This window comes from Priestia megaterium, from assembly GCF_041941685.1.
In the GTDB taxonomy this organism is placed as follows: Bacteria; Bacillota; Bacilli; order Bacillales; family Bacillaceae_H; genus Priestia; species Priestia megaterium_C.
In genome coordinates, this window is the sequence record NZ_CP130958.1 from 2,404,874 (window position 1) to 2,417,609 (window position 12,736).

General features: G+C 35.3%; 14 protein-coding genes and 1 pseudogene. 12 read left to right on the forward strand and 3 right to left on the reverse strand.

Annotated elements, in window-relative coordinates; all coding sequences use genetic code 11:
• The first annotated feature begins 14 nt into the window (after positions 1 to 14).
• The 8 genes from Q5794_RS12415 to Q5794_RS12450 all read left to right on the forward strand — a co-directional run bounded on the left by Q5794_RS12415 (position 15) and on the right by Q5794_RS12450 (position 6,391).
• On the forward strand, positions 15 to 941 hold the full coding sequence (locus Q5794_RS12415) for a histidine kinase dimerization/phospho-acceptor domain-containing protein (RefSeq protein ID WP_374989148.1): 927 nt from the start codon (positions 15 to 17) through the stop codon (positions 939 to 941).
• Between the two features lie 17 nt (positions 942 to 958).
• Entirely contained in the window at positions 959 to 1,120 is a 162-nt protein-coding gene (locus Q5794_RS12420) for an ATP-binding protein (RefSeq protein WP_374989214.1), read from the forward strand.
• An 89-nt stretch (positions 1,121 to 1,209) separates the two neighbouring features.
• Complete coding sequence (locus Q5794_RS12425) at positions 1,210 to 1,422, forward strand: hypothetical protein (RefSeq protein WP_013083131.1); 213 nt, start codon at positions 1,210 to 1,212, stop codon at positions 1,420 to 1,422.
• A 258-nt stretch (positions 1,423 to 1,680) separates the two neighbouring features.
• Positions 1,681 to 1,812, forward strand: coding sequence for a YjcZ family sporulation protein (locus Q5794_RS12430; RefSeq protein ID WP_074681316.1), 132 nt, complete (start codon positions 1,681 to 1,683; stop codon positions 1,810 to 1,812).
• Positions 1,813 to 2,327: 515 nt separating this feature from the next.
• Entirely contained in the window at positions 2,328 to 4,016 is a 1,689-nt protein-coding gene (locus tag Q5794_RS12435) for a M4 family metallopeptidase (RefSeq protein WP_214987907.1), read from the forward strand.
• 307 nt (positions 4,017 to 4,323) lie between these two features.
• A complete protein-coding gene (locus Q5794_RS12440) occupies positions 4,324 to 5,064 on the forward strand; it encodes a metallophosphoesterase family protein (protein WP_374989149.1) in 741 nt (246 codons plus the stop codon).
• 276 nt (positions 5,065 to 5,340) lie between these two features.
• A complete protein-coding gene (gene fsa / locus Q5794_RS12445) occupies positions 5,341 to 6,000 on the forward strand; it encodes a fructose-6-phosphate aldolase (RefSeq protein WP_214988303.1) in 660 nt (219 codons plus the stop codon).
• A 172-nt stretch (positions 6,001 to 6,172) separates the two neighbouring features.
• Positions 6,173 to 6,391, forward strand: coding sequence for a spore germination protein (locus Q5794_RS12450; protein ID WP_016764090.1), 219 nt, complete (start codon positions 6,173 to 6,175; stop codon positions 6,389 to 6,391).
• 316 nt (positions 6,392 to 6,707) lie between these two features.
• On the opposite strand, the gene Q5794_RS12455 is transcribed toward Q5794_RS12450, so the two are convergent.
• From Q5794_RS12455 to Q5794_RS12465, 3 genes and pseudogenes are all read right to left on the reverse strand, one after another.
• Positions 6,708 to 7,379, reverse strand: a complete 672-nt coding sequence (locus Q5794_RS12455) for an NAD(P)H-dependent oxidoreductase (RefSeq protein WP_192993093.1) — start codon at positions 7,377 to 7,379, stop codon at positions 6,708 to 6,710.
• 257 nt (positions 7,380 to 7,636) lie between these two features.
• Positions 7,637 to 7,777: a small, acid-soluble spore protein L gene (gene sspL, locus Q5794_RS12460; RefSeq protein ID WP_013057030.1), complete on the reverse strand. Its 141-nt coding sequence runs from the start codon at positions 7,775 to 7,777 to the stop codon at positions 7,637 to 7,639.
• Between the two features lie 164 nt (positions 7,778 to 7,941).
• Positions 7,942 to 8,712, reverse strand: a pseudogene (locus Q5794_RS12465) (SDR family NAD(P)-dependent oxidoreductase).
• A 195-nt stretch (positions 8,713 to 8,907) separates the two neighbouring features.
• Here Q5794_RS12465 and Q5794_RS12470 point away from each other — a divergent pair.
• The 4 genes from Q5794_RS12470 (at position 8,908) to Q5794_RS12485 (ending at position 12,724) form a co-directional block, all read left to right on the forward strand.
• Complete coding sequence (locus Q5794_RS12470; protein WP_374989150.1) at positions 8,908 to 9,837, forward strand: hypothetical protein; 930 nt, start codon at positions 8,908 to 8,910, stop codon at positions 9,835 to 9,837.
• On the forward strand, positions 9,813 to 10,514 hold the full coding sequence (locus Q5794_RS12475) for a sensor histidine kinase (RefSeq protein WP_374989151.1): 702 nt from the start codon (positions 9,813 to 9,815) through the stop codon (positions 10,512 to 10,514). The genes Q5794_RS12470 and Q5794_RS12475 overlap by 25 nt, the downstream gene beginning before the upstream one ends.
• Positions 10,511 to 11,218, forward strand: a complete 708-nt coding sequence (locus Q5794_RS12480) for a response regulator (protein ID WP_214987914.1) — start codon at positions 10,511 to 10,513, stop codon at positions 11,216 to 11,218. Before Q5794_RS12475 ends, Q5794_RS12480 begins: the two co-directional genes overlap by 4 nt.
• Before the next feature lie 198 nt (positions 11,219 to 11,416).
• Entirely contained in the window at positions 11,417 to 12,724 is a 1,308-nt protein-coding gene (locus Q5794_RS12485; RefSeq protein WP_214987915.1) for a CitMHS family transporter, read from the forward strand.
• The last annotated feature ends 12 nt before the right edge of the window (positions 12,725 to 12,736 follow it).

Consider the following 12,736-nt stretch of genomic DNA (forward strand, 5'->3'; position numbering starts at 1 on the left):
TGTCTGGAGTATGTGTGGATATATCTGAAGCTAAAAAAGCAAAGGAAGAGCTTGACTTGCTGCATCGTAGGCTTAAAGAAAGTGAGTTGAAATATCGCACGTTATTTGAGTACGCAAACGACGCAATTTATTTACTTGAAATAAGATCGGATCATTTTCCTTCTCGTTTTGTTGAAGTAAATGAAGCTGGATGTAAGCGCTTTGGATGTACGAGAGAAGAGCTTTTATCCATGTCTTGCCACGATATTATACCTAGAGATTCTGACATTGTTCAAAAAACAGTCGAAGAAATTCGCAACGGAAATCTTTCTTTTACGCTGCAATCACAGTTTACATTTAAGTCTGGCGAAATAAAAAAACTGGAATATAGTGGAAAGTTGTTCAATATAGAAAACAAAAAAGTGCTTCTTATTGTTTCAAGAGACAGAACAGAGTATTTAAAAACAGAAGAGCTGCTGCAGAAATCTGAGAAATTAGCAGCGGTCGGGCAGCTTGCTACAGCTATTGCTCATGAAATTAGAAATCCTTTAACGGCCATCAAAGGGTTTATGCAGCTATTAACTGAAAAAGCGAGTAAAGAAGAGTTAACCTATTTGAACATTATATCCTCTGAAATTGAGCGTATTGAAATGATTACAGATGAATTCATGTCTGTGGCAAAACCACAGGCCGTAACATTTCAGTCGATTGATTTGCAGCTGTTAATTCAACAAGTGATTTTATTGCTGCAGCCTCAAGCAACCATGAAAAACATCTTTATTGAACTTAACTCATATGGAGAAATGCCTTTTGTATATTGTGAAAGCAATCAAATGAAACAGGTGTTTATAAATATTCTTAAGAATGCGATTGAAGCAATGCCTTACGGAGGAGAAATTAAAGTTGAGCTGAAAAAAAGGACAACAATCATATTCATATTCAAATTATTGATGAAGGTGTAGGAGTTTCAAAAGAACGCATCAAACATCTAGGTGAACCATTTTACAGTATTAAAGAAGACGGAATCGGGTTAGGGTTAATGATCTGCTTTAATATTATCCAACAGCATAAAGGAACTCTTAGTATTGAAAGTGAAGTAAACAAAGGGACGAGTGTGGAAATTTGTTTACCGTTAGAATAAAAGGTAATCAGTTAAAGGAAGAAGAAATTTTGCAACAAGTTGTTTAGTAAAGTTATAATATTCTATGTTGGAGTAAAATAAGCAAAGGAGTGGTTACGATTAAACAGAAAAAGTGGATTAACATATTTCGTATTCTGTATATTATTTTTGCTATTATTGCGATTGGAGCATCTTTTGGAGACTATTCTTTTGGGCTTAATAATCCCCGCATAGTCAGTTTAACGGCTCTTGTTTTGGCGGTTATCTGTATTGTTCCTTATTACATACTTCGCTTTAAAGAACAAGCTTCTAAAAGTAAATAAGTTAATATTTGTTATCTTAAAAGAGGCTGTGACAAAAGGATTTTAGTTAAAGAAAGATCCGAACGATTCATCGTTCGGATTTTTTATTGTTATGGTGAAAATGGGTTTAATCTAGCTGGTTGCTTCTAGCGGTTGATTGGAGTGATTTCGTTATGTCTCGTCTCTTTTTTATCGTTATAAAAGGGCGATAAATGGGCGAGCATTTTTTCTAGCCTGTACATATGCTATAGAGTAAACAGGCTACGGAGGTGAAGTGAAATGGGATTTTGTAACTGGGGTTACGGCGGTGGTTATGGCTACGGCGGCTACGGTAGTTACGGTGGCGGTTTTGCATTAATCGTTGTACTATTTGTTTTATTAGTTATCGTTGGTTGTACATGCTTGAAATAAACAGAAAAAGCACGGATTTGCAAAGATTTTAGTAGATTCGTGCTTTTTTATGTTCATAAGAAGGGCAGTACTATAATAAAATAATGTTGTACACGTACATAAAAAACATACAAAAAATTTAATTAATAGATTAAAAAAATAAAAAAATGAAGAGGAAGAGTTGATTTAAGCCTCAAAAACGGTCTGAAATTTATAATTTTCCTTATAAGTAATTTTTGTAAAATGCTTCTCAGGACTGATAGTAAGACCGAATAATACTCCATAGGCCGCTAGTTTTTATCAGCTGACTAGAAGAATTATTTAAACTATATGAAAATCAACATAAATGATTTTCATATAGTTTAAATAGGTAGAAAAGACTTATTGTAAAAGATTTATTTTAAATTTTCATAACAATAGGAATATTGAAATAATATATAGACGTAGTAATTTTTAGTTGCTATAATGTTGCTAATTATCACAATTAACAGAAAAATCGTGGTGATTAAATTTACTAGGGATAGGGAGAAAAAACTATGAAAAAGAAAAAACAGGCTTTAAAGGTATTATTATCAGTTGGTATCCTTTCTTCATCATTTGCTTTTGCACATACGAGCAGTGCCGCGCCAAATAATGTACTTTCAACCGAAAAGTATAACAAAGAAATTAAATCTCCTGAGTTTATTTCTGGAAAGCTTTCAGGCCCATCATCACAGAAAGCTCAAGACGTCGTATTTCACTATATGAATACAAATAAAGACAAATATAAATTAGGAAACGAAAATGCTCAAAACTCATTTAAAGTGACAGAAGTAGTGAAAGATCCCGTTGAACAAGCAACCGTTGTACGCTTGCAGCAGGTATATAATAATATTCCTGTTTGGGGATCTACTCAATTAGCACACGTAGCGAAAGATGGAACCTTAAAAGTTGTATCAGGTACAGTAGCTCCTGATTTAGATAAAAAGGAAAAGCTAAAAGGCCAGAAGCAAGTTGACAGCAAAAAGGCGATTCAAGCAGCTGAAAAAGACTTAGGATTTAAGCCGACGTATGAAAAATCTCCTTCATCTGAACTGTATATTTATCAAAATGGTTCAGACACTACATATGCTTATGTAGTAAATCTAAATTTCTTAAATCCTGAACCAGGCAATTATTATTACTTTGTTGATGCTCTTAGCGGTAAAGTGCTAGATAAGTACAATACGATTGATTCCGTAGCTGGTCCAAAAGCCGATGCGAGGCAAGCGGCAAAGCCGGCAGCGAAACCTGTAACAGGCACAAATGCTATTGGCTCAGGTAAAGGAGTGCTTGGAGATACTAAATCCTTAAAGACAACGTTATCTAGTTCTACTTACTACTTACAAGATAATACAAGAGGGGCCACAATCTATACGTACGATGCAAAAAATCGTACATCTCTTCCAGGTACACTATGGGCAGATACCGATAATACGTACAATGCAACCCGCGATGCAGCTGCAGTAGATGCTCACTATTATGCAGGCGTGACATATGATTATTATAAAAATAAATTTAACCGCAACTCCTATGACAATGCAGGAGCTCCGCTAAAATCGACTGTTCATTATAGCAGCGGGTACAACAATGCGTTTTGGAATGGCTCTCAAATGGTATATGGAGATGGAGATGGAACTACTTTTGTTCCCCTATCAGGAGGATTAGACGTTATCGGACATGAATTGACGCATGCGGTCACAGAAAGAAGTTCTAATTTAATCTATCAATATGAATCAGGTGCATTAAACGAAGCGATTTCCGATATTTTCGGAACATTGGTAGAATACTATGACAACCGCAATCCAGATTGGGAAATTGGAGAAGATATTTATACGCCTGGAACAAGCGGTGATGCCCTTCGTTCAATGAGCAACCCAGCAAAATATGGAGATCCAGATCATTATTCAAAGCGCTATACAGGTTCTAGTGACAACGGAGGAGTTCATACAAACAGCGGTATCATCAACAAAGCTGCCTACTTGCTAGCTAACGGAGGAACGCATTACGGGGTTACTGTAACAGGCATCGGCGGAGATAAGCTAGGAAAAATTTATTACCGTGCTAATACGCTATACTTCACTCAGTCTACAACGTTTAGCCAAGCGCGTACAGGTTTAGTACAAGCTGCTGCTGATCTATACGGTTCAGGCTCTCAAGAAGTAATTTCAGTAGGTAAATCATTTGACGCAGTCGGTGTTCAATAAGTTATAAACCAAAAGTCGCAAGATAAATGAAATATCTTACGACTCTCTATACTACCTTACTACCAATAAAGGAGTACTCGTATAAATATATTACAGTACTCCTTTATTTTATGTTAATAAATAAGGAAAACAGATTTCTTCTTGATCTATAAAAATCCACGTCTTATTCCTCCCTTTTATGTCCATTCGAATTATACCGTTGTTTGTTAAATGAAGAGGAACCGTTTTAGTAAACGGTCTTATTATAAAATGTTATAATAAAGAAAAGAATTAAATACATACATATGAAAAAGGAGTGGAGGAATCAATGGATAAAATTGCTGTTATTTCAGATATCCACGGAAATCTTCCTGCATTAGAAGCAGTTTTAGCTGACATACAACAACGAGATATCCATCGCATCATTTGTCTAGGTGACTTAGTAGGAAAAGGACCGGATTCAAGTAAAGCGATTGATATCATAAAAGAAAAGTGCGAAGTAACAGTAATGGGAAACTGGGATGACTTCATTACAAAGCCTGCGGAATTTGAAGCGTTGAAATGGCATCAGAAGAAGTTAAGTTCAGCCCAAGAGGCATACTTAAAGGAACTTCCTTTTTCTGTTGAGTTTATGATGAGCGGAAAATTAATTAGAATGTTTCATGCTTCACCTAGAAGTCTTTATGACCGAATTCAACCCTGGGATTTACTTGAAAAGCGCCTTAGTCTATTTGCTAATACGGAATATACGGAAAATATAAAAGGATCAAGAGAGCCGGATGTCATCTGTTACGGAGATGTACATAATGCATTTATTCAACATATTAAAGGGAAAACGCTATGTAATGTAGGAAGTGTAGGAAACCCGCTTGATTTACCACAAGCTTCCTACCTTATCTTAGAAGGAAAGGATCAAGACGAAAGTCCTTCAGCATTTTCTATTCAATTTGTACGTATTCCATACGATATTGAAAAGGCTATCGAATTGGCGAGAGCTGTAGAGATGCCAGACTTTGAACCCTACGTTCAAGAATTAAAAACAGCTCGCTATAGAGGACTAAAAAATTAAGAATAGAATGTATCTCAACCTTCAGCATAAATGCTGAAGGTTTTTTAGTGGAGTAGATGAGGGGTTTTTCAACACCATTAGTATGATACATGCAAATAAAAGTTATTCCGATGAATTTAAGGAAGGGAAAACTTGGAGAAAAACATACAGCATTTGAAAGGAAATAAATTTTATTTTATGAAGACCATATGAAGAGGGCAATTCCATTTGAACATAAAGTCATGCAAAAACGCCCCTGAAAAGCTGTTTTTACCATAACGAGTGGAGGAATACATGATGAAATTTTTTATTGATACAGCTAACCTAGAAGATATTAAAAAAGTATATAAAATTGGGGTATTGTCAGGTGTTACCACAAACCCTTCGCTAGTAGCTAAAGAAGGCGTAAAGTTTGAAGATCGCATCGAAGAAATTTTAAAAACCGTCCCGGAAGTAGAATCCGTTTCAGCAGAAGTCACGCCCGACACAGTAACAGCAGATGACATGATTGCTCAAGCAGAAGAGCTTATAAAAATTAATGGAGGAGACAAAAATATAACGATTAAACTTCCTATGACCATTGCTGGATTGGAAGCAACCCGTTATCTAGCTAAAAAAGGTGTAAAAACAAACGTAACGTTAATTTTTACAGTGAATCAAGCGCTTCTAGCAGCTCGTGCCGGTGCCACATACGTATCGCCATTTTTAGGACGCTTAGACGATATTTCAGAAGACGGTGTTTATCTGGTATCTCGAATTGCAGAGCTATTTCGAATTCAACACATTGACTCACAAATTATAGCAGCGTCAGTCAGACACCCAGATCACGTCACACGAGTAGCTCTTGCTGGGGCTCATATTGCTACAATTCCGTATGCCGTAATTGAACAATTAGTAAAACACCCGTTAACAGAGCAAGGAATTGAAAAATTTGCATCAGACTGGAAAAAGCTGTAAAAAGTTAAATTCACTTAAGGAGAAGACATCATTTTAGTGTCTTCTCTGCTTAAAGGGTATACGAAGATTCTTTTTTTCTATTTTGTAGCAAACAACTTATCATTAATAGGCGAACATCCTATACATATATGCAGAGATGACATACGTTAATAGAAACGAAAGAGGTGTTAAAATGGGCTGTATTATTAACATTGAGAATATCGTGACTAACGGGTTAAAAGACAATTCGAACGTAAGCGTAGGCTGTGTTGTACAAAATAGTCACACGGCAAATACAAAATCGGTAGGAGCTTGTTTTTCGTTTGGAAACGGCTCTCCTGCTATTGCCTCTATGACAAACAGTAATATCGACTTTTGTAAAGGCGAAGAAAATAAAGAGCAGAAATCTTGAAAACAATTCCAGAAAGAGTATTTCTGGAATTGTTTTTTGGTAAGTGATAGAGTTTTGTTAACAAGTTGCTTTGACTTTTAAAAGAAAAACATTCATGAGGAAGGGGTTTGAGCGGTGCTATGAGCATTATTTCTATGATTCCTTATACATACGTTGAAAGAAAAATAAAACGAACACAAAAGGTGACGATTCAGCATTCAAAAGACATGTGCTTATACGCTGATAGTATTGAAACACAAAACGATTGCTTTCACATTAATGACGTATTGGACATTTCTTACAAATGTGTTTCAAAAGACAGCGGCTTTTTATATTTTTATTTTACCCACTGTACAACTTGATCCATACTTCTTCTTGTTTTTCCGCGTTTAGGTTCATGAATTCGGTAGCCGAACGCAACCATAACGGAAATATCAAACTTACCGTCTTCTAGTAATCCTTCTTCTTTTAGAATTTCATGTACTTGGTCATAGTTAAATCCTTCAATCGGACAAGAATCAATACCAATTTGAGCAGCTGATGTCATCATATTAGCTAGTGCAATATAAGATTGTTTGCTAGCCCAATCAAATAGTGCTCGCTTGCTTTCGAACAAGTGAAAATCATTTTCTTGGAAATCTTTATAACGAGGCATTAATGTCTCTAATACATCATCCGGCATTTCTTTTACGTTTTTTTGAAGATTCAACACATATTCAGAGTCATATCTTGCGTCTGTACGAGAAAGAATAATAACAAAATGACTTGCTGTAGGAATTTGACCTTGTGCTCCCCAAGAAACAGCTTTTAATTTTTCTTTTAAATCTTTATTTTCAACGACTAAAAACTTCCACGGCTCATAACCTACTGAGCTTGGAGATAAGCGCCCTGTTTCTAAAATGAATTGGAAATCTTCATCGGAAATTTTCTTCGTTGGATCAAACTCTTTTGTAGCATGACGAAAGTTAAATACGTCTAAAATTTCTTGTTTTTTATCTGTATTGTTCATGTGTAAACAACCTTTCTGTAAAAAATATGTAGTGATGAACTGTTAACATACAATTTGTCATAAAATCCGTTTGCAGATTTATCATAAATCATATAAATCATTCTAACAAGTACGCACATTTTTGTTGTATAGTATACTTTTTTATACTATTGATGCAGTTTCATAAGAAGCAGAAAGGAGTCAACAATCTGGGGAGTTTCGTTTTCGAAAAAGTAATTAAGAGGAAGAGAGGAGAAGAGTGGTCTTCTCCTTGTTAATTAAATTTTTGTATTTGACTTTTTCGCTTTGTTTTCAAGTTCACTTTTAGGTTCTGTTGAAAATTCAACATCTTTTCCGTGTCCTTGAGGGTTAACTCCAGGAGCTACTTGACCGCGGTTAGCAGATTTTTTTGTACCCATTTTCGTCACCTCCGTTCGGTTAGTATGTGCAAAAAGCAAAACAAAAATTAGGAAGTAAAGGGCCAAAAAATAAATAGGAAAAGATTATCTTTAAGTATCTTCATTACGTAAACAAGATAGTTACTCATTTAAACGAAAAACACCCTTGCCAGGGTGTTTTCTGTTTAAGAATCTGAGCTTGTCGCTCTGTCTGCGTATGGATAGATAGGATCTTTTAATTGAAATTCGTAAGTCACTCCATCTACAAGTCCTACCGTTTTATTGCTATCATAAAGATCTAGCATAAAAGCAGCCATTTCTTTTGACGTATGAAACTTAGGTACTCGTCCTTCGTATTTAAAATCATCCATATCCATCGAACGCTGTGCAAATTCTGTTTCAGTAGCAGCTGGAGCTAGAACTTTAGCCTGCATTTTTGCACCTCTTCCTTTTAATTCTTGAGAAAGACCTTCTGTAAATGCACTAACGTAGAATTTTGTTGCGCAATAAGTGACTGCATCAGCAACAATGGTATAGCCGCCTCCCGGAGAGACATTAATAAGCTGTGTACCTTCAACGTTTTCATAATCTCTTACAAATAAAGATGAAAGAATAGTTAAGGCTTCAATATTTAAATGAAGCATCGTTTCAATTTTATTTAACTATTGTTCGCCGACAGAAGCAAAGTTTCCAAATCCAGCATTGTTAATCCAAGTTTCTAATTCATACTCTTTGAGTGACTCATAAAACGTATGAGCATTTTCTGCCACGGATAAATCAACCGTTTGGACAATAACCTTTACATCTTGATTCAGTTCTTCAATCTTTTCTTTTAACTCTTCTAGCTTGTCCTCTCTACGTGCAGCCAATATAAGATTTTTTCCGCGTGCTGCAAAAGCTAAAGCTGTTTCATATCCAATTCCTGAACTTGCGCCGGTGATTACTGTATATTTCATGTTGATTCATCCATTTTCGATGTTTTCGAATTGATTATAATTGTTAAAGTATACTTTAAGTCAAGCGTTTATTCGATTTATTTTTCCCTTTAGAAGTCTGTTTATAAACATTTGAAGTTGGGTGCTAAACTTTTTTGCTTTTATGCTACACTTGAAACAACAGCCGAAATTTCATTTCATTAAAAGGAGGAATGTATGCGTTTTCTCAATGTGAATAGAAGACCTAGCTTACTTGCCCAAATTACATTACTTATTACGGTAGTTATTCTTGTGAGTACCGTCCTTGTATGCATTTTATTTTCTGCAATGATAGATGAAGTTGTTGAAAAATATGTAGGTAAGCAAGCTATGACAGTAGCAAAATTAGCTTCTGAAGACAAAATGATTGTAAAAGCTTTTAAGAATAAAAATCCTTCTGAGCACATCCAGCCTGTTGCAGAAAAAATAAGAAAAACTACTGGGGCAGATTACGTCACCATCGCTAATGATAAAGGAATCCGCTATTCTCATCCCAATAGTAGCTATATTGGAAAACATACCAAAACAAGCAACGAAGCTTCTTTAAAGGAGCATCAATCCATTATCTATAAAGGAAAAGGAATTTCAGGATTTGCAATTAAAGCGAAGACCCCCATATGGGATAGTCGAGGAAACGTAATAGGCGTTTCGTCAGTAGGATTTCTTGTAAGCAATATAGAAAAACAGATTAATGATTATAGAATAAAAATTATTAAATTGTCCTGTATTCCTTTTCTTATTGGAGCATTTGGAGCTTTTTTCATTGCAAGGCGGGTAAAAAGACTAATATTTGGACTGGAACCGGAGGAGATTTCCTTTCTTTTTAAAGAAAAGGAGGCTACCCTTGAATCTATTCGAGATGCTACTGTTACTGTAAATGTTGAAAAATATGTAACGTCGATGAACAGAAGGGCTAGAGAACTATTTGGTCATCTTCAAATAGGAGGAGAGATAAAGAACGCCCGTTTAGGACAGCTAATTGATCAAGCGATAGAAAAGCAGTGGGTGTATTCTAACCAGTCCCTTGTACTAGATGGTCAGCAGTATATTTTAGATTTATCTCCTATTGTAAGAAAAAAGAAGTGCAGGGTATCGTCCTTACTATAAGAACTTTATCTCAAATTGAAGAATTGACAGAAGAGATTTCTAAAATTAAAATGTTTTCTGATAATTTACGTGCTCAAAATCATGAATTTTTAAATAAGCTGAACGTGATTTATGGATTGTTAAAGTTAAAGAAGTATGAGCATGTCATGCAAATGATTTCATCAGAGGTAAAGGAACGCCAAGATATTATTTCTTTTTTAATGTCTTCTGTAAAGGATCCTTTGATTGCGGCATGCTTACTTGGAAAAATCAATCGTTCGAAAGAATTAGATGTTACTTTAGAAATTGACCAAGATAGTAACTTAACAAGTACTTTAGATATCGAAGACGCAAAAAACGTTGTTTCTATCTTGGGGAATTTAATTGATAATGCGCTCGAGGCTGTGCGAGAACATAAAGGGAACGTGATGGTATCTTTTACAGATGTAGGAAATGACCTGATTTTTGAAGTTGAAGACAATGGACAAGGGATATCAAAAGAAGTAGAAAATATGATTTTCATAGATGGTTACACAACGAAAAAAGGTGAAAATCACGGAATTGGATTGACTATTGTTAAAAGATCTGTAGAGCTGCTTAAAGGTGAACTATACATAAGCAAAAGTATGTTACAAGGAGCAAGATTTACATTAGTTATCCCAAAGCTATTAAATAATGAAAAGGAAGAATCGATATGACTGAAAATCAAATTAATGTCATGGTTATAGAAGATGATTCTACAGCTGCACAAATTTATGAACAGTTTACTAAGAAACTAGAGCATTTCACTGTTGTTGCGACAGCAGGATCTGGAGAACAGGCTTTAGAATTACTAACAATATTTACCCCGCAATTAATTTTATTAGACGTCTTTTTACCAGATATCAACGGAGTGGAACTGCTATGGGAAATCAGAAAGAAGTATCGAGGAATCGATATTATTTTAATAACGGCAGCCAATGATGTTGAAACAGTAGGGGAAGCAATAAGAGGAGGAGCATTTGGTTATTTGGTGAAACCTGTAATTATTGATAAATTTTTATCTACTTTAAAACATTATCAGTCTACGAGAATAGAATTAACCGAAAATAAAATGATTAACCAGGACAAAATAGACCACTTATTTAGAACACATCATAACCGCCGCACTCAATCAGCAGCTGCAGTAACAGAACTTCCTAAGGGGATTGATAAACATACTCTTCGTTTAGTAAGAGATAAAGTCCGCGAAGTTCAGCAGAGCTTGAATGTAGATGAGTTTGCTCAACTAGTAGGTATCAGTTATTCAACAATGAGAAGGTATTTAGAGTATTTAGTATCTTGTAAAGAAATGCAGGTGGAAATAGTGTATGGAAGTGTAGGGAGGCCTGAGCGGAAATACCGAGTAACTAATTTTGCATAAAAACGAGATAGCGGACAAAGAACCGCTATCTCGTTTTTATGTAGAAATGATGCATGAAAAAAATGAAAAGAATTACTTTTATAAAAGATATTAAACTTATGGTGGTTATCTATGAACTTGCTTTAACAAGTGATACCTTTTTAGTAACGTGTAGCAAACAAAAATGAAAACGTTATCAAAAAAGGAGGAAAAATATCCGTGCTTTCTTTATTAGGATTTTTAATGGTTGCAGTATTCATGTATTTAATTATGTCAAAACGACTTACCCCAATGGTTGCTCTTATCCTTATTCCAATTATATTTGGTTTAATAGGTGGTTTTGCTAGTGGAATGGGACCTATGATGCTAGAGGGTGTAAAAGATATTGCTCCTACAGCTATTATGATTTTATTTGCTATTTTATATTTTGGATTAATGATTGATTCAGGATTGTTTGATCCTCTCGTTTCATTCATTTTAAAGGTTGTAAAAGGAGATCCTCTAAAAATCGTCGTCGGAACTGCTGTTCTTTCAATGATGGTTGCTTTAGATGGCGATGGAACTACTACCTATATGATAACGGTCTCTTCTTTGCTTCCATTATATAAACGCCTAGAAATGAATCCGCTTATCCTAGCAGGAGTTGCGATGCTATCTATGGGAGTAATGAATATGACTCCGTGGGGAGGTGCTTCTGCTATGGCTATGAGTTCATTAAATTTAGATTCGTCTCAGTTGTTTTTGCCTTTAATACCTGTAATGGGTTTTGGGCTTCTATGGGTGCTGTTTGTTTCTGTTGTCCTTGGAAGAAGGGAAAGAAAAAGGTTAGGAGTTATCAATATTAAACATTCTGCAAATGAAATTGCACATGCACATGAATTAGAGGGAACAGCGCAGCAGTCAGACTATCGACGTCCTAAGTTAGTATGGTTTAATTTTTTCCTTACTGTTAGTCTTATGGTGTGCTTAATTATGGACTTTATGTCGCTGATGCTTTTATTCATGGTAGCGTTTGCTATTGCATTATTAATAAATTATCCAAACATCAAAGATCAACAGCAGCGAATTTCATCTCATGCAAATAATGCGGTAGCCGTCGTTTCAATTGTTATTGCAGCAGGTATTTTTACAGGAATTATGTCTGGAACAAAGATGATTGATGCTATGGCAAATACACTTGTAGGAATAATCCCAGATGCAATGGGCCCTTTTTTGCCAGTTGTAGTAGCATTTTTAAGTGCTCCTTTTACATTTTTTATGTCTAATAATGCCTTTTATTTTGGCGTATTGCCGATTATTGCTCAAGCTGCCGAAAGCTATGGCATTAGCGCAGCTGAAATTGGAAGAGCTGCTATCTTAGGACAACCTGTTCATGTAATAAGTCCCTTGGTAGCAGCAGCTCACTTATTAATTGGAATGGTAGGAATTGAATTTAGTGATTTGCAACGCTTTTTAATTAAGTGGGCGCTAGGAACTACGGCAGTGATGACAATAGCTTCATTAATTTTAGGTGTTATTTCTATTTGATAAAAAAAGACC

Bases quoted from the DNA above. Each gene is read 5' to 3' on its own strand.
- Q5794_RS12430 (WP_074681316.1), top strand. From the start codon at position 1,681: ATGGGATTTTGTAACTGGGGTTACGGCGGTGGTTATGGCTACGGCGGC.
- Q5794_RS12435 (WP_214987907.1), top strand. From the start codon at position 2,328: ATGAAAAAGAAAAAACAGGCTTTAAAGGTATTATTATCAGTTGGTATC.
- Q5794_RS12440 (WP_374989149.1), top strand. From the start codon at position 4,324: ATGGATAAAATTGCTGTTATTTCAGATATCCACGGAAATCTTCCTGCA.
- fsa (WP_214988303.1), top strand. From the start codon at position 5,341: ATGAAATTTTTTATTGATACAGCTAACCTAGAAGATATTAAAAAAGTA.
- Q5794_RS12450 (WP_016764090.1), top strand. From the start codon at position 6,173: ATGGGCTGTATTATTAACATTGAGAATATCGTGACTAACGGGTTAAAA.
- Q5794_RS12455 (WP_192993093.1), bottom strand. From the start codon at position 7,379: ATGAACAATACAGATAAAAAACAAGAAATTTTAGACGTATTTAACTTT.
- sspL (WP_013057030.1), bottom strand. From the start codon at position 7,777: ATGGGTACAAAAAAATCTGCTAACCGCGGTCAAGTAGCTCCTGGAGTT.
- Q5794_RS12470 (WP_374989150.1), top strand. From the start codon at position 8,908: ATGCGTTTTCTCAATGTGAATAGAAGACCTAGCTTACTTGCCCAAATT.
- Q5794_RS12480 (WP_214987914.1), top strand. From the start codon at position 10,511: ATGACTGAAAATCAAATTAATGTCATGGTTATAGAAGATGATTCTACA.